Here is a 16806-nt window from a genome sequence, read left to right as displayed (position 1 = left end):
CACAATAAAGTTAATGATGGTTGGAGTATTGTTCAGGTTTTTACTCAAATTAGGGAAGGAATAATAACACCAGACCATTATGAAGTTATTTTTGAAAGAGAAATTTTGAATAATTAAACCGTTTAATAATATTCTTTATGTTTATATTTGGAACTATAGGTTGCCAAAATGATACTATAGGTTAATTGTTATATAAAAATATATGATTAAGATATTCCTTAAGGAGTATAGAAATGAATATTGGAAAAAGAATACATAGATTAAGAAATAACGTAGGCCTTACTCAAGAATTATTAGCTGAAAAATTAAATATTTCTAGGCAATCTGTAACTAAATGGGAGAGAGGTGATTCATTTCCTGATATTGAAAGATTAGTAGAGTTAAGTCTTATTTTTGGTGTAACAATTGATTATCTTATTAAAGGTAAAAATGAATATAGTAGAAACAATAATCCTAATATAGATAATTTAGAAGATATTAAATCCTTTTTATGTTCTGCAAAGAAGAATACATATGCAGCTTATGGTTTAGAAACTACTTCCTCTAGGTTAAAATCCCATGATTTAACTTATGAAAATGGGAATTTTTTATACTTAGATTCATATTTTGGTGGTGAAAGTTTTATAGGTCAAGAAGTGTTATATATTGATAAAAATCCATATTGGGCAATGAATTATAGTGGACGAGTTATTAATAAAAACTTTTCAGCAGACTTTTTGAAGTCGTGTTTATTGGCTGTATCTATTGATAAACCCTTTAGAGGACCTGAGATCTACCAAAATGGGAATTTTACTTATCATTGTAATGTAAAGGGTAATTTTGATTGGTTTACTGGAGAGGAAGAGATTTTTTTTCAAACTCAGAAAGTTTATGAGTGCATTTTTCATGGTGGGATAATAAAATAGTTATATATTAAAGTTCTTTGATCAAATAGGAGTTTTAAAAAAGTGGTACATTTAGTTTATTGTGATGATAAGGAAAAAGTCTTGGAAAAAATAGTGGAAGGAAGTAAAACCATGATTGTAAGAGGTGCCGCTGGTAGAAAAATTCCACATAGCAGAGTTTTTAAAGGTGAAACCTTATATCTTATGAAAAAAGGAACCTCTAAAATTACTGCAAAAGCTATTGTCGTAGGTGTTCAAAACTTTGTTAAATTATCAGAAGATGAGATTGATAATATATTAATTAAAAATCAAGATAAATTAAGTTTATCACCATCACAAAGAAAAAGATGGAATAAAAAATGCCTGTGTTTAGTTGAATTTACAAATCTTGAAGAGATAACCCCTTTAGCATTTGATCATCAAGTTAATATGGATGACTGGCTTATTTTAGAAAAGATTGAAGATGTTGTTATTGGAACTAGTATCCCTTACAATTATAATAATTCAAAATTTAAGAAGTAATTTTTAACAACTGTACTCATAGTTGGGAGATATACTTATCCATTTATATGAATGGCATCAGCTTCTTATAAATTGGATTAAGTCTAATATGAAAGGTGATAAGGTCCCCTTTTTACCAAAGCCATATACTTGGACTTCCTATGGTGAAATGAATGTAGAATTTTGGAAAAAACATCAAAGTACTGATCTTGAAAGTTCCAAAGACATGGTTAGTAAAAGCCATAAATCTGTATTAGAATTAATAGAGCCATTTTCCAATGAGGAACTCTTTACAAAAAAATTCTTTGATTGGACTGGAACTACCTCCTTAGGGAGTTATTGTGTATCTGCTTTATCTAGTCATTATGATTGGGCTATTAAGAAATTAAAGGCACATATAAAGAATATTTAGAGTATTAATTTTCATGAAATATATATGGTATTAAAAAATAATAAAAGTAATTTTCATTTCGTGTTGACAATAAAACTTTGTGTTGGTATATTCTCGGAGCGTTGCAACAACAACTTCTAACAAGAACTTGTTAAGCAACAGAAATCTTAATGTTAAACTGTTTCTTAAGAAACACAATTATTAACCACTTAAGTATTACATTTTTAATAGAGAAGGGAAGAAATACTTTTAACATTTAATGTTAATTAAAACCTTGAGTATAAAGATCAACTTAGTTATTACTAACTTCGGTTAGTAAACATAATAACGGAGAGTTTGATCCTGGCTCAGAACGAACGCTGGCGGCACGTTTTAAGCATGCAAGTCGAACGGTAGGAAGTGCTTGCACTTCCGAGAGTGGCGAACGGGTGAGTAACACGTAGATGATCTACCTTTTAGTTGGGGATAGCCCATGGAAACATGGAGTAATACCGAATAATCTCTTTAAGCTTTAGCTTTTAGAGGAAAGCAGCGTTTGCTGCGCTGAAAGATGAGTCTGCGCACTATTAGCTAGTTGGTGGGGTAAGAGCCTACCAAGGCGACGATAGTTAGCCGACCTGAGAGGGTGATCGGCCACATTGGGACTGAGACACGGCCCAGACTCCTACGGGAGGCAGCAGCTAAGAATCTTCCGCAATGGACGAAAGTCTGACGGAGCGATGCCGCGTGGATGAAGAATGCAGAGATGTTGTAAAATCCTTTTATGAGTGAGGAATAAAACTACTAGGAAATGAGTAGTAGATGACGTTAGCTCATGAATAAGCTCCGGCCAATTACGTGCCAGCAGCCGCGGTAACACGTAAGGAGCGAGCGTTGTTCGGAATTATTGGGCGTAAAGGGCGTGTAGGCGGTTAATTAAGTCTTGTTTGAAAGACCGGTGCTCAACACCGGAAACGGACAGGAAACTGATTAACTAGAATCCGGTAGGGAAATGTGGAATTTCTAGTGTAGGGGTGAAATCTGTTGATATTAGAAAGAACACCAATGGCGAAGGCAACATTTTGGGCCTGGATTGACGCTGAGGCGCGAAAGCATAGGGAGCAAACAGGATTAGATACCCTGGTAGTCTATGCCGTAAACTTTGTACACTTGGTGTCGGGGGTCAAACCTCGGTACCGAAGCTAACGCGTTAAGTGTACCGCCTGGGGAGTATGCCGGCAACGGTGAAACTCAAAGGAATTGACGGGGGCCCGCACAAGCGGTGGAGCATGTGGTTTAATTCGATGATACGCGAGGAACCTTACCAGGGTTTGACATATTAGTGACCGTTCTAGAGATAGTTCTTTCCTTTCGGGGACACTATTACAGGTGCTGCATGGCTGTCGTCAGCTCGTGCCGTGAGGTGTTGGGTTAAGTCCCGCAACGAGCGCAACCCCTATCGTATGTTACCATCATTAAGTTGGGGACTCATGCGAGACTGCCGGTGACAAACCGGAGGAAGGTGGGGACGACGTCAAGTCATCATGGCCCTTATACCCTGGGCTACACACGTGCTACAATGGCCGGTACAGAGTGATGCGAAGCCGCGAGGTGGAGCTAACCGCAAAAAGCCGGTCTCAGTTCGGATTGGAGTCTGAAACTCGACTCCATGAAGGTGGAATCGCTAGTAATCGCATATCAGCATGATGCGGTGAATACGTTCCCGGGCCTTGTACACACCGCCCGTCACACCACCCGAGTTGGGGGTACCCGAAGTCGTTAGTCTAACCTTTATGGAGGACGGCGCCGAAGGTATGCTTAGTAAGGGGGGTGAAGTCGTAACAAGGTAGCCGTACTGGAAAGTGCGGCTGGATCACCTCCTTTCTACGAGAAAGGGAAGCTTAGTTTTTACTAAGTACCTTAAAGATTTATCTTTAAACCCTAAATGTCTTGGGTAAAAGACATTCAAGAGAGGTAACTCTTGTAAAGTAAAACTGCAGTACAATAGGTTAGTATTTCTTCCTCCTTCTATTTTTATATTTGTCTTAGTGACAGTTAAGTCTTTGGTAAGTATTATTCTGGTTCGATTCCAGTGGCTTAAATATCAAACTTTTCTATTAGAAATGTTTGACTTGCCTTAATTGGCATAAAACTTAATTTAAGTTTCTACGAAACTTCAGTTAAGTACAACTAAATAGCGAAGGGTGTAAAAATTATAGTGTGAAAGCACAAATATTTTTGATAGTAACGATATGTCTATCGAAGTTTTTTTGAAACTTTTGTCGACTATATTTTGCTAGCAAAATATATGGTCAAGCGAATAAGGATCCATGGTGGATGCCTTGGAGCTATCCGACGATGAAGGCCGTGGTAAGCTGCGAAAAGCTGGGTTAAGGAGCAAACATCCTTTGACGCCCAGATTGCCGAATGGGGTAACCCAATAGACAAGATGTCTATTACCTTTACATGAATAAAATAGTGTATTGGAGTGAGACTCAGGGAACTGAACCATCTAAGTACCTGAAGGAAAAGAAAACAATTGTGATTCCCTTAGTAGCGGCGAGCGGACGGGGAATAGCCCAAACCTTTACTGTGTAATATCTGCACGGAGTTGCAGTAGGGGTGTTGTAGGATGTACTGTTTTGTATTGTGTGATGCGAACTGCAGTAAGAAACTATATTAGTAGCAGAAATTAGCTGGAAAGCTAGTACCAGAGTGGGTGATAGTCCCGTAAGCGAAACTAATATAGCTGTAGAGTATATTCCTGAGTACAGCGGGACACGAGAAATCCTGCTGGAATCTGGGGGGACCACCCTCCAAGGCTAAATACGAGATAGCTACCGATAGTGAACGAGTACCGTAAGGGAAGTGGTGAAAAGCACCCCGGGAGGGGAGTGAAATAGACCTGAAACCGTGGATTTACAAGTGGTCAAAGCGTCCTTGAGACGTGATGGCGTGCCTTTTGTAGAATGAGCCTGCGAGTTACGTTAATATGCAAGGTTAAGGTATAGAAGTACCGGAGCCGGAGGGAAACCGAGTCTTAATAGGGCGCCAAGTATGTTGCCGTAGACCCGAAGCCGAGTGATCTATTTATGAGCAGGTTGAAGCTTGAGTAAAATCAAGTGGAGGACCGAACACTAGTCTGTTGAAAAAGGCAGTGATGACTTGTGAATAGGGGTGAAAGGCCAATCAAACTCGGAGATAGCTGGTTCTCGTCGAAATGGTTTTAGGATCAGCGTGATATGATTTTTGTCGGAGGTAAAGCACTGATTAGGCTAGGGCCCTTCACCGGGTACCAAACTTATTCAAACTCTGAATACCGATAAACAAAATATTGCAGTGAGACTGTGGGTGATAAGATCCATGGTCAAGAGGGAAAGAGCCCAGACCGTCAGCTAAGGTCCCTAAACTATGCTAAGTGGAGAAGGAAGTTCGATTGCAAAGACAGCCAGGAGGTTGGCTTAGAAGCAGCCACTCCTTGAAAGAGTGCGTAATAGCTCACTGGTCGAGTAGTCGAGCGCCTAAAATGTAACGGGGCTAAGCATAGTACCGAAGCTACGGATTCGTATTAATACGGATGGTAGACGAGAGTTGTGTAGGCTGTTGAAGGTGATCTGGAAGGATTGCTGGAGGTATCACAAGTTAGAATGCAGGCATGAGTAACGAAAAGGAAGGTGAGATCCCTTCCCGCCGAAAGCCTAAGGGTTCCTGGGTAAAGGTTTTCTTCCCAGGGTGAGTCGGCCCCTAAGACGAGGCTGAAGAGCGTAGTCGATGGGAAACTGGTTAATATTCCAGTACTTCTGTTAATTTCGATGGGATGACGCATAAGGAGATTTTATGCCGGAGAATGGTAGTTCCGGTCCAAGCAACAAGCTTTTGAGAGATGTAGGCAAATCCGCATTTTGAGGTGAGTTGTTAAGGGTACTAAACCTACGGGTGCAGGAAGATAGAGGATTCATCGTGCCAGGAAATAATCTCTAAGGTTCGATTAACAGGAACCGTACCGCAAACCGACACAGGTAGGCGAGCTGAGTATGCTAAGGCGTACGGGATAACTCGGGTTAAGGAACTCGGCAAATTACATACGTAACTTAGGGAGAAGTATGGCCTACTCCGCGAGGAGAGGTTGCAAAAAAGAGGTCCAATCGACTGTTTACCAAAAACACAGGTCTCTGCGAAATCGTAAGATGAAGTATAGGGACTGACACCTGCCCGGTGCCGGAAGGTTAAGAGGAGTTGTTAGATTTATCGAAGCAGCGAATTGAAGCCCCGGTAAACGGCGGCCGTAACTATAACGGTCCTAAGGTAGCGAAATTCCTTGTCGGGTAAGTTCCGACCCGCACGAATGGTGTAACGAATTGGACGCTGTCTCAACCCGAGACCCGGTGAAATTAAAGTATCGGTGAAGATGCCGATTACATGTGGTTAGACGGAAAGACCCCGTGAACCTTTACTGCAGCCTGATATTGAAATCTGGTTAAACATGTGTAGGATAGGTGGGAGACTATGACCCCTGATCGTTAGGTTGGGGTGAGTCGTTGGTGAAATACCACCCTTGTTTAATTAGTTTTCTAACAGAAGCCGTTATCCGGTTTTTGGACAATGTCTGGTGGGCAGTTTGACTGGGGCGGTCGCCTCCTAAAGAGTAACGGAGGCGCGCAAAGGTTACCTTGATCTGGTTGGAAATCAGATTGTAAGTGCAAAGGCAGAAGGTAGCTTGACTGCGAGACTTACAAGTCGAGCAGGTACGAAAGTAGGTCTTAGTGATCTGGCGGTCCCGAGTGGAAGGGCCGTCACTTAACGGATAAAAGGTACTCCGGGGATAACAGGCTTATTTTGCCCAAGAGTTCATATCGACGGCAAAGTTTGGCACCTCGATGTCGGCTCATCGCATCCTGGGGCTGAAGCAGGTCCCAAGGGTTTGGCTGTTCGCCAATTAAAGCGGTACGTGAGCTGGGTTCAGAACGTCGCGAGACAGTTCGGTCCCTATCTGCCACATGCGTTGAATGTTTGAGAGGATCTATTTTTAGTACGAGAGGACCGAAATGGACGAACCTCTGGTGTATCTGTTATCGTGCCAACGGTAATTGCAGAGTAGCTAAGTTCGGGAGGGATAACCGCTGAAAGCATCTAAGTGGGAAGCCCGCCTCAAGATGAGACATTCCTGAGAGTTTAACTCTCCTAAAGGGACCAGAGAGATGATCTGGTTGATAGGCCTCAAGTGTAAGTGCAGTAATGTATTTAGCTGAGAGGTACTAATCTCCCGTGAGGCTTGACCATATTTTTATTTTCCTTAACTGGATATGATTTTTATACCCTATTTAGTTATTTCCCTTCGGGAAATAACGGAGTATAAATAAGTAGAATAACTTAACTCCAGCGTTATTTAAAATAAACTTAAGTTTTCTTAAGTTGTTTTAATTAAACACTTTTTTTAAGAGTTTTTAATTAAAATTTTTGTCTAGTGATGATAGCACTTGGGCCACACCCGTTCCCATACCGAACACGGAAGTTAAGCCAAGTTGCGCCGATGGTACTGCGTTAGTGGGAGAGTAGGTGATCGCTAGACTTTTTTTTATTAATTTTCTTTTTTTAATCAACACGTTTTGTTTAACATGAACTAACGCAGTTCCATCTCGATGGTACAATGCCAATTCAATCCAGTCATGCAAATAATATATTAAGTTCCATATCAATCTCCTAGTTTAGCAAAACAATTTCTGATCGAAATGTTTTGAGTGGGAGAGTAGGCTAATTGCACTGCAATTAGGTTCATACGCTAGACTTTTTTTTATTAATTTTCTTTTTTAATCAACACGTTTTGTTTAACATGAACTAACGCAGTTCCATCTCGATGGTACAATGCCAATTCAATCCAGTCATGCAAATAATATATTAAGTTCCATATCAATCTCCTAGTTTAGCAAAACAATTTCTGATCGAAATGTTTTGAGTGGGAGAGTAGGCTAATAACACTGCAATTAGGTTCATACACTAGACTTTTATCAACTTTATTAACAGTTTCTTGTAAACTTCTTTACATCTATATATAATTTTTGTAGTAATTAAATTTTAAAGGAGTTCTATAATGTTATTATCCATTTCAACAATTGTTTTTACACTTCTAACAGGTATAGTCGTTCTATTTCAACTCTGTCTTGCATTTGGTCTACCATGGGGTGCAGCCTCAATGGGTGGAAAATATCCAGGAAAATATCCACCAAAAATGAGATTTATAGCAATTATAATTATCCTTATATTACTTACGTTTAACTTTATAGTTATTTCAAGGGCTGGTTACTTTTTTCCATGGATGTATTCTTTTTCAAAAATAGCAATCTGGTTTGTTGTTCTATTCTCACTTTCTGGAACTGTAATGAATAGTATAACACCTAGTAAAATTGAACGGATATGGGTTCCTGTTGTTTTTTTACAACTAATTGCTTCTGTTATCGTTGCATTAAGTTAAAATGGACCAAATAATCTCTTTGTCTACCTGGGGTAAGTCTATAAAATGCCTCCTTAAAGTTAAGTTCTTTTTGGAATATCTCTTCAAGCTCCACAGGGATACTATAGTCTTCATGTTTTTTTAATAAAATTTTTTGACCTGAATTCTCAATATCAATTGCCTCTTGTACATATTGGTCAATTGTTAGCTACAGGTCTATGATCTCTTTTGTTGTTTTAAAACGAAACTGTCTATTAGATTGAGTATTTTCTGTTGGCTTAATTAATAACCCTTTGTCATCTTTCAATAGTGCACCTTTAAAAAAGCTAATAGAGGCATACTCTTTAAATGCACTTAATATTAATATATTTTTTATATCCTTTATAATATAAGTATAAACTACATAAATAAAATTAGGCTAATAGCTATTACTATCATTCCTAAAATTAATCCCCCAATAGCAATGTGATGTTCTCCATACTCTTCTGCTGTAGGTAATAACTCATCTAAAGAGATATAGATCATTATACCAGCCACAGATGCAAATATAATTCCAAATGTAGTTTCGGTAAAAAAAGGTCGTAGAATAAAATAACCTACAAGTGCTCCAATAGGTTCTGCCAAACCTGATAAGAAGGAGAATATAAACGCCTTTTTTCTACTCTTTGTAGCATAAAATATAGGTGCAGAAACAGCTAAACCTTCAGGGATATTATGTATTGCTATTGCTATTGCGATACTTATTCCAAGGGTGGGATTAGATAACGCACTCATAAATGTAGCCAAACCCTCAGGGAAATTATGTATACCAATTGCTAATGCAGAAAAAACTCCCATTCGGAGTAGCTTAGACTTCTCTTTCTCTGATGAATTTTCAATCTTTTTAGCAACATTTAATTCATGGGGATTTTCATAATTTGGTATAAGTTTGTCTATTAAAGCAATAATAAAGATTCCAGCAAAGAAAGATATAACTGTAGTTATGTACCCTTCTCTCTCTCCGAGGGTTTCTATCAATGATATTTTTGCCTTATCAAATATTTCAACCATTGATACATAGATCATAACACCTGCAGAGAAGCCTAGAGAAAGTGTTAATATTTTTGGGTTAAATTTTTTAGACATTAGTCCAATAAGACTTCCTACACCTGTAGAGAGTCCAGCTAATAGTGTTAATAAAAATGCAAAAAGTACTGAGTTTTCCATTTAGGCTCCTTGTTTATAAACATTAATGACATTAATTGGAAAATGTCATTTTATTTCATTGATTATATATATATTAGTTCATATATTAATATTCTATGTTAATAGAAAATAAATATGAAGAACTAAAATCACTTTATAAATTTTATGAACTTACATGTTCAAAATATTCTAACAATATATTCAATGGTGAAGACTTAAATTATAGCGATGCTTTTAAAATAATGAAAGAGCGGGCGGGATATCTACAATTAAATGGATATAAAAAGGGAGAAGTTGTAGGAATACTTGCACTTAACTCCATAGAGTGGTTAATAAGTTATATGGCTTTAACTTCAATAGGAGTAATTGCACTACCATTGGATACTAACCTAGATAGTGAAACGTACCAAACTATGTTGGATCAAGTAGATGCTAAAGGGATTTTTATATCATCAGATTTTAACATTACATTTGATGGAGTAGAGTCTCTAGATATAAGTTTTGATGGATCAAGAACTATAAACTATTTTTATCCTGTAGATTTACTAGAAACAGATGTTTCAACTTTTCTCTATACATCTGGAACTACAGGAAAACCTAAAATAGTACAGCTTACCCATGGTAATATGTATAAAGCATCAATTGGTGGTAACGAATTTGTACAAGTTAAAAAGGGTAGTTTAGTTTTATGTATGTTGCCTTTTTATCATATATTTGGATTGCATTCTACTTTTTTAGCAACATTTGGTGTTGGATGTGGTTATATATGTCAACCATCATTAACAGCTCCTGCTATACTACAAAGCTTAAGGGATTATAAGATAAATGTATTCCCGGCAGTCCCTAAATTGTGGGAGATGATGTTAGACGGAATAATTAACAAGGTAAAATCAGCATCTAGATTAAAGTACTCAATATTTATGTTTAACTTAAAACACGGGCATATTCTTAAGTTTTTAGGACTAGGTTTTATTCCAAAAGCTATTTTTAAACCGGTTCAAAAAGTTTTTGGTGAGGATATAGATTTCTTAATAACAGGTGGTGCACCTCTAAAAAAAGAGTACTACCACTATTATTATAATATGGGCTTTAAAATTATGGAGGGTTATGGATTAACAGAGACCACTTCTGCAATTTGCGCTTCTGATAGAAATAAATATAAACCTGGTCAATCGGGTAGACCTCTACCTGGGAATGAGATGTTAATAAAAAATATTAACGATAAGGGTATAGGAGAGGTTTGGTTTAGAGGACATAATATCTTTCCTGGTTATTATAATAATCCTGAGGCAACAGCTGAAGTATTTGATAATGAAGGATGGTTTAACTCTGGAGACCTTGGTTACAAAGATAGGTATGGAGAAATTCATATAACTGGACGTGAGAAAAATTTAATAGTATTAGATTCTGGTAAAAATGTATATCCTGAGGAGTTAGAACAGTTCTATTCTGATTCACCCCTAGTTGATGAAGTTGCAGTATTTGGGCAAATAAAAAATGGAGCAGAAATTGCTTATGCTGTTATTGTTCCAAAATCTCCATTAACCACTTATAGTGATATGAAAAATGAAATTAGACGTTTAAATAAAGGCCTTCCTACGTATAAAAAAATATCAGATTTTGCAATATCTATCTCTGCACTGCCTAAAACTACAAAGAGAACAAATATAAATAGTAAGATTATACAAAACCTAAAATCTGGTTTATATAACTGTGGAGAGACTGAGGCTGGTGTACTTAAGGAGCTTACTTCTGTAGAGAGTAGAAAAAACGAAATAATAGAAATTTTAAAGGATGAGCTAAAAGCTGATAAAATTTACAATACACAACAGTTATCAGACTTTAATATTGACTCCCTTGGGGTTATGAATTTAATTGTTCAGTTGGAATTAAAATTAGAAATTAAAATTTCTGAGGTGGAGTTTACAGGGTTAAATAACCTTGAGGAGCTGGTAAACTATCTTAAATGCTGCCCTATTAGTCAGGGTAGAACTAGTTTTGATGAGTTAATACATGGGAATATTACAACTAAATCGGTATCCTTTTTTAACCCTCTCTTTGAACTTTTATTGATAATCTTTAGATTTTTATCTCTACTATTTTGGAAGGTTAAGGTTCATAAAAAGGAGAAGTTTGACTTTAATAACAGTATTGTGGCTTTAAACCATCAATCTCTTCTAGATATCTTAATACTTTTAAGCTCATTATCTTATAAAGTTAGAAAAGATATGTTTTTTACTGCGAAGAAAGAGCTAAAATTTCTTAAGTTTATCTTTCCTGGAATATCCTATATTTTTGTTGATAGAAAGAGTAATACAATGCCCGCATTAAAAGCTGGTGCAGATATTTTAAGACAGGGTAAAACTTTAGTAATATTTCCCGAGGGAACTAGAACTAAGGATGGCCGATTAAATGAATTTAAAACGGGAGCTGTATTTTTAGCTAAGGAGCTAAAGAAAAATATTATTCCAATGGTTATAAATGGAGCATATAAAGTTTTTCCTACAAATACTCTTTTCCCTAAAATATTTACAAAACAGAGAATCTCATTGACTATTCTAAAACATTTAAAACCAGAAAATTACAAAGATTCAGATAAGATGAATCAGGCACTATTTAACTCAATTAAAAAAGAGATAGCAGTTTAGTGTAAAATCGTTCAATATTAAAATAACATGTTATAATAAATAGAGAGGTCTTTATGGATATTCTATCAATTGTTATTATAGTTTTTTTAGTATTGGAGTTATTAAATGTTATAATGCTGTATAAAACACCAGGAACAAAGAGAGGAAATGGCCTAGGTGTTTTTAAGGCATTTGAGAAATCAAAGGAAGATAAAGAGGTTTTTGAACTTGTAACCTATTTAATAAATTGGGTTGCTGGCACAAAATTAATATTCATAGTTTTATTAATTGGTATATTAATAACAGGAAGTGATGAGACAAAGGTTTTTAGCGTTATAGCCTTAATATTTTCAATTTTGACATTCTTTACTAGACTCTATCCATCAATAAAAAAGATGGATGGCGAGGGTCAGATAACTCCAGCCGGTTACTCAAAAACCCTTGGAATGATGATTATAAGTTTTATTGTTGTATTTTTTATAGCAGTAATTATCTTTCTATATAACTGCTTAAAATAAAGGGTAAAAAATGAAAAAGATTGTATATATTACAAAAAGTTGTGATTGACATGAAAAATCCAATACTGTACCAAGGTAAATTAAAAAAGAATAACTACTTTGAAGGGTGGTACTTTAAGGTTGTAAATAACACTGGAGACAGAGTTTTTGCAGTAATACCTGGACTCTCTAAGGATAAAAAAGACCCCCACTGTTTTATTCAGATAAATGATAATGTTGGTTATACAAACTATTATAGGTTTGATATAGGTAGCATAAAGTTTTTAGAGGGAAAACAGCTTAATATATCTATTAATAATAACTTTTTTTCTGAAGAAAAGATAATTCTTGATCTTCCAAACCTAAGAGCGGATTTAAATTTTTTGAATATAGTTAAATATAAGGGTTTCTGGCCAAATATTATGGGGCCTTTCTCTTTTATTCCCTTTATGCAGTGTTATCATGGTGTTTCTGTTCTAAATAGCACAATAAGAGGATATGTAGAGCTAAATGGTATAGTTACAGATTATTTAGATGGAAAGGGGTATATAGAGAAGGATTGGGGAACAGGTTTTCCAAGTTCCTGGGTTTGGTTACAAGGGAACTCTTTTAAAGAAACTGATGTCTCTATAATGATGAGTCTTGCCCACATTCCATGGCTAGGTAGTTATTTTCCTGGTTTTTTAGGTTTTTTCAATGTAGGAGGCAAAACTCACTACTTTTCAACATATAATTTTAGTAGAGTTAATAAGATTATTGTTGATGGAAGACTTGTAATTGAATTAAAAAAAAGGGGGTATCTCTTAAGAATAAAGGCTCTACAAAGTAGTGTTGGTGTATTGAAAGCTCCTACTAAAGGTTCTATGAATAGACCAATTAAAGAGTCGATTAACTCTGTTATAGAGGTCGAGTTGTATTGGAAGAATGAGCGCTTATACAGTGGTAAAACTATGGGTGGAGGCCTTGAAGTAGTAGGTGATATTGAGGGTATATTTAGTAAAATAACAAGAAGATAGACTATGTTAAGAGTTTATTGTTAAAATAGTATTATATCTAGAGGATGGTTATCAACTACAACTATTTATGGCTAAAGTTACTGGTCATTTTAAACATTAAATTAAATATTTAGGAGTGATGTTATGAAAATTTTAATTACTATTTTTATCGGTTTATTTGCTGGGGTATTAGACTTGATTCCACTGTTTTTTGTTAATGCCCCACTTTTTAATATGCTCTCTATTGTTGCATTTTGGTTAGTTGCTACTTATATAATTTCAATTACTAAAGTTGTGAAAAACAGTATCTTAAACGGTTTAATCATTTCCGTATTATTAATGTTACCAATGGCTTTAGCAGTCTCTGCAACAAATCCAAAGGATTTTATTCCAATGTTGTCAATGGCAATAATATTAGGTCCATTTGTTGGATATTCCCTTGGTAGAGTAAACTCTAAAAAAGGTTCTGTGAGGATTTAATGAAGTTTTTAAAAAATATAACTGTGTTTTTAACTATTCTTATTACTCTTTACGGATGTACAACTATAAATAGGGAAGATTTAGTTCTTAATTATGAACGCAGCGCTAACTATAGTTGTGAAGATGGGAATATTATCACAGTAAAATACTACTCCCTACCTGATAAGAGCTCTTGGTTTGCTGAGGTTTACCTGCCAGATGGTGAAAAATATACGCTTATGAATAAGGTCTCTGCGTCAGGATCAAAGTATGGTAATGATTTTATAGTCTGGTGGACAAAGGGGGAGTCCGCATTTATTGAACTACTAGGGGACAATGGAAAGTGGAAAAGAGTCTTAAATTGTACTGTTATAAGTGATTAGCAGACAGATTACCCCTTAAAAAATTAAATATTGGAGATATTATATGGAGAAAAATTTAGTACTGTATTATTCGAAAACAGGGAGTAACCGTTTTTTAGCAGAAAAAATAGGAGAGAAATTAGGCTGTGGTGTTGTAGAGGTTAAACCAAGGTTTAATTCATTTTTATATATCGCTTTATCCACAGCTTTTAATAGGGGTTTTGGTGTCAAAGGGTTAGATATTGATTTAAATGATTATAGTCGTTTAATTATATGCTCACCTATATGGTTTGGAAAAGTTTTATCACCTATCTCAGATTTAATTAGTAAGCATAAAGCTGTAATTTCTAGGGTATATTTTGCTAGCTGTTGTGGTAGTAGTGATGATAAAAAGGATGAAAAATTTGGTTATTCATCAACTCATAATCAATTAAAAGAGCTATTAGGAGAGAAGTTAATAAACTTTGAAGCATTCCCAATAGGTTTAGTAATTCCCCAGGATAAACTTAATGATGATAAGGCTATGATGAATACACGTCTATCTGAGGATACTATTAACTCTTCTGTAGAAAAGAGGTTAGATAATTTTATTAAGACTCTTTAGTCTTAAACTTATCTAATTCGTGGTTTATCTCTTTACTTACAACACCAACCCTATCTGAAACATCCTTTAAAGAGTTCATGGAGTCTGTAACACCGGTAAACCCTATGTTTGCCTCTGTTATGGCTCCTGAGACAACTTGGGATATATTTAATACATCCGATGAGATGTTATTTATATTCTCAGCCTTTGACTTCATCTCATAGGCTTTGTCCTGTACAGCTATTGAAATCTCTTTAAGACTCTCCATAGCCTCTAAAATTTGTGAACCACCTGTATCAAGTTCTGTAGTACTTGATGCTACTACCATTAGAGCACTAGATACATTTTTAATGTTGTCATTGATATTAGTAAAAGCTTCTCTTGTACTCTGTCCAGAAAGGGATGCTTTCTCGAACTTTTTAGTAATATCATCAAGGTTTTTACTAATATCTTTACTATTCATTGCAGAGGCTTCTGCAAGTTTTCTTATTTCGTCGGCTACAACAGCAAAACCTTTACCAGCATCCCCTGCATGGGCTGCCTCAATAGCAGCATTCATTGCTAGAAGGTTAGTCTGATCTGAGATGTTTTGAATAATTTCTGACATACTGTTAATCTCATTTACTGTAGAGTTAATTTCATCTATAAGATCTGTTGTTTCTGTTAGCTTATTATCACCCTCTTTAGCTGTAGACTCTAGGGTTGTTATAATTTTAGAGTTATTATTTGTTAAGTCTGAAATACTAGAAATTGATGCTATCATCTCTGTTATTGCAGCTGTTGATTCTTCAACCATTGCCATCTGCTCTGATGTAAAGTCATTTAGCTTATTTGTAAATTGACTAACGTCTTGTACTTCATCATTAGACTTGGCAATATTACTATCAAGTTGATGCATTTGGGAGTTAATAGAGTCTATATTTGCTGATATCTGGGTTGAAACTGCAGATGAATCGGCAGTAGTTTCAATTAAACCAATATTTGCATCCTCATTTGCTCTAGATGACGCTTTAATTCTAATTAGCGACTTGTTTAGGTTCTCCTGGAATACATTTATTTCATCACCTAGTAGTCCTAACTCATCCTTCGAGTCAATTTTTATCTCATGGGTAAAGTCACCGGCTAACATAATGGTAAGGGCACTACTTAATTTATTTATTGATTTGGATATCTTACCTGATATTATTAGGGATATAAATACTGATAAAATAATAAATATTAACGCTACTCCAAGGGATACAAAGTTTGATATCTTTTTGTAATTTGTAACAACTCTATTAATTATACCACTCTGTTCTAATAGAAGGGATGAAGATGCCTCTAGTGCAACATCTACAGTAAAACCCTGGGTTGTTACCCTGTTGGCCCTAAACATAATCCTTGTAAAGTTATCCATATTTTTATATGAATTAATTTTTGATATAGAAAAAGATGTATCATTCTTATCAAATGTGGCTATAAAATCATCTGTTTCTGCATATAGTTTCTCGTAGGATTTTTTTAATAATACATCTAACTTCTTTATGGATTCAAAGGCATCTGCTGTTGTTTTATTTAGTTTTGGTAGAACCTTTAATACTTTTACTCGATCTATTACTTGGTTAGTCTCATCAATTCTATTTTTGAGAGTTTTATACTGTATTATTGTAGGAGTATTACTATGAAGTAGTTTTGAGAGTTCAATTGATTGTTGTAACATAAGATCTCTAAGAAGTACTAACTCTTTCTCTTCTGATTGCATTTTGTTTGTAAATATCCCTACTCCAACATTTACACCAACGGATAAAAATATAGATATAATCATTATAAATGTTAAAAGTAGTAGTTTGCTTCGAATTTTCATTTATTCTCCAAATTTCCTAAAAATTATTATAAAAATGATAGAAATATCCTTT

General features: G+C 35.5%; 13 protein-coding genes, 3 rRNA genes and 2 pseudogenes. 14 read left to right on the top strand and 4 right to left on the bottom strand.

What is annotated here, in order from left to right; genetic code table 11:
* Positions 1–24 precede the first annotated feature (24 nt).
* The 8 genes and pseudogenes from EW093_RS18090 to EW093_RS08480 form a co-directional block, all read left to right on the top strand.
* Positions 25–117: pseudogene (locus tag EW093_RS18090) on the top strand (hypothetical protein); the annotation flags it as partial.
* A gap of 116 nt (positions 118–233) precedes the next feature.
* On the top strand, positions 234–905 hold the full coding sequence (locus tag EW093_RS17655) for a DUF5680 domain-containing protein (RefSeq protein WP_149567989.1): 672 nt from the start codon (positions 234–236) through the stop codon (positions 903–905).
* A 42-nt stretch (positions 906–947) separates the two neighbouring features.
* Positions 948–1406: a hypothetical protein gene (locus EW093_RS08505; RefSeq protein WP_149567988.1), complete on the top strand. Its 459-nt coding sequence runs from the start codon at positions 948–950 to the stop codon at positions 1404–1406.
* A 22-nt stretch (positions 1407–1428) separates the two neighbouring features.
* Positions 1429–1797 (top strand): annotated as a pseudogene (locus EW093_RS08500) (ClbS/DfsB family four-helix bundle protein); the annotation flags it as partial.
* A 303-nt stretch (positions 1798–2100) separates the two neighbouring features.
* Positions 2101–3639, top strand: a 16S ribosomal RNA gene (locus tag EW093_RS08495).
* Between the two features lie 426 nt (positions 3640–4065).
* Positions 4066–7035, top strand: a 23S ribosomal RNA gene (locus EW093_RS08490).
* Positions 7036–7215: 180 nt separating this feature from the next.
* Positions 7216–7324 (top strand): 5S ribosomal RNA (gene rrf / locus EW093_RS08485).
* The 16S, 23S and 5S rRNA genes sit together here, the layout of an rRNA operon.
* A 519-nt stretch (positions 7325–7843) precedes the next feature.
* A complete protein-coding gene (locus EW093_RS08480) occupies positions 7844–8224 on the top strand; it encodes a hypothetical protein (RefSeq protein ID WP_149567986.1) in 381 nt (126 codons plus the stop codon).
* Here EW093_RS08480 and EW093_RS18085 read toward each other — a convergent pair.
* The 3 genes from EW093_RS18085 to zupT form a co-directional block, all read right to left on the bottom strand.
* The gene (locus tag EW093_RS18085; RefSeq protein ID WP_425473358.1) at positions 8205–8318 is read right to left on the bottom strand and encodes a hypothetical protein; all 114 of its coding nucleotides are present in this window, start codon (positions 8316–8318) and stop codon (positions 8205–8207) included. The genes EW093_RS08480 and EW093_RS18085 overlap by 20 nt on opposite strands.
* Before the next feature lie 93 nt (positions 8319–8411).
* Positions 8412–8591, bottom strand: coding sequence for a DUF1801 domain-containing protein (locus EW093_RS08475; protein ID WP_281283510.1), 180 nt, complete (start codon positions 8589–8591; stop codon positions 8412–8414).
* A gap of 11 nt (positions 8592–8602) precedes the next feature.
* Positions 8603–9409: a zinc transporter ZupT gene (gene zupT, locus EW093_RS08470; protein ID WP_149567984.1), complete on the bottom strand. Its 807-nt coding sequence runs from the start codon at positions 9407–9409 to the stop codon at positions 8603–8605.
* A 95-nt stretch (positions 9410–9504) separates the two neighbouring features.
* Between zupT and EW093_RS08465 the strand changes: the two genes are divergently transcribed.
* From EW093_RS08465 to EW093_RS08440, 6 genes are all read left to right on the top strand, one after another.
* A complete protein-coding gene (locus tag EW093_RS08465; protein WP_149567983.1) occupies positions 9505–12036 on the top strand; it encodes an AMP-binding protein in 2532 nt (843 codons plus the stop codon).
* 53 nt (positions 12037–12089) lie between these two features.
* On the top strand, positions 12090–12533 hold the full coding sequence (locus EW093_RS08460) for a hypothetical protein (protein ID WP_149567982.1): 444 nt from the start codon (positions 12090–12092) through the stop codon (positions 12531–12533).
* 50 nt (positions 12534–12583) lie between these two features.
* The gene (locus EW093_RS08455; RefSeq protein ID WP_246745097.1) at positions 12584–13528 is read left to right on the top strand and encodes a tocopherol cyclase family protein; all 945 of its coding nucleotides are present in this window, start codon (positions 12584–12586) and stop codon (positions 13526–13528) included.
* A gap of 123 nt (positions 13529–13651) precedes the next feature.
* Positions 13652–13987 (top strand): hypothetical protein, encoded by a 336-nt coding sequence (locus tag EW093_RS08450; protein WP_149567980.1) that lies wholly within the window; start codon positions 13652–13654, stop codon positions 13985–13987.
* Entirely contained in the window at positions 13987–14349 is a 363-nt protein-coding gene (locus EW093_RS08445) for an MliC family protein (RefSeq protein ID WP_149567979.1), read from the top strand. The genes EW093_RS08450 and EW093_RS08445 overlap by 1 nt, the downstream gene beginning before the upstream one ends.
* 43 nt (positions 14350–14392) lie before the next feature.
* Positions 14393–14932 carry a flavodoxin family protein gene (locus EW093_RS08440; protein WP_149567978.1) on the top strand — a complete coding sequence of 180 codons (540 nt, stop codon included), beginning with the start codon at positions 14393–14395 and terminating at the stop codon, positions 14930–14932.
* Here the strand turns inward: EW093_RS08440 and EW093_RS08435 are convergent.
* Entirely contained in the window at positions 14919–16754 is a 1836-nt protein-coding gene (locus EW093_RS08435) for a methyl-accepting chemotaxis protein (protein ID WP_149567977.1), read from the bottom strand. The two genes, EW093_RS08440 and EW093_RS08435, sit on opposite strands and share 14 nt — an antisense overlap.
* Between the last annotated feature and the right edge of the window lie 52 nt (positions 16755–16806).

It is taken from the genome of Thiospirochaeta perfilievii, assembly GCF_008329945.1.
Taxonomy (GTDB): domain Bacteria; phylum Spirochaetota; class Spirochaetia; order DSM-2461; family DSM-2461; genus Thiospirochaeta; species Thiospirochaeta perfilievii.
This window is presented reverse-complemented; position numbering and strand designations above follow the sequence as displayed.

Coding starts and splice junctions, on each gene's coding strand:
- EW093_RS08455 (WP_246745097.1), top strand. CDS start 12,584: ATGAAAAATCCAATACTGTACCAAGGTAAATTAAAAAAGAATAACTAC.
- EW093_RS08450 (WP_149567980.1), top strand. CDS start 13,652: ATGAAAATTTTAATTACTATTTTTATCGGTTTATTTGCTGGGGTATTA.
- EW093_RS08440 (WP_149567978.1), top strand. CDS start 14,393: ATGGAGAAAAATTTAGTACTGTATTATTCGAAAACAGGGAGTAACCGT.
- EW093_RS08460 (WP_149567982.1), top strand. CDS start 12,090: ATGGATATTCTATCAATTGTTATTATAGTTTTTTTAGTATTGGAGTTA.
- EW093_RS17655 (WP_149567989.1), top strand. CDS start 234: ATGAATATTGGAAAAAGAATACATAGATTAAGAAATAACGTAGGCCTT.
- EW093_RS08480 (WP_149567986.1), top strand. CDS start 7,844: ATGTTATTATCCATTTCAACAATTGTTTTTACACTTCTAACAGGTATA.
- zupT (WP_149567984.1), bottom strand. CDS start 9,409: ATGGAAAACTCAGTACTTTTTGCATTTTTATTAACACTATTAGCTGGA.
- EW093_RS08465 (WP_149567983.1), top strand. CDS start 9,505: ATGTTAATAGAAAATAAATATGAAGAACTAAAATCACTTTATAAATTT.
- EW093_RS08445 (WP_149567979.1), top strand. CDS start 13,987: ATGAAGTTTTTAAAAAATATAACTGTGTTTTTAACTATTCTTATTACT.
- EW093_RS08435 (WP_149567977.1), bottom strand. CDS start 16,754: ATGAAAATTCGAAGCAAACTACTACTTTTAACATTTATAATGATTATA.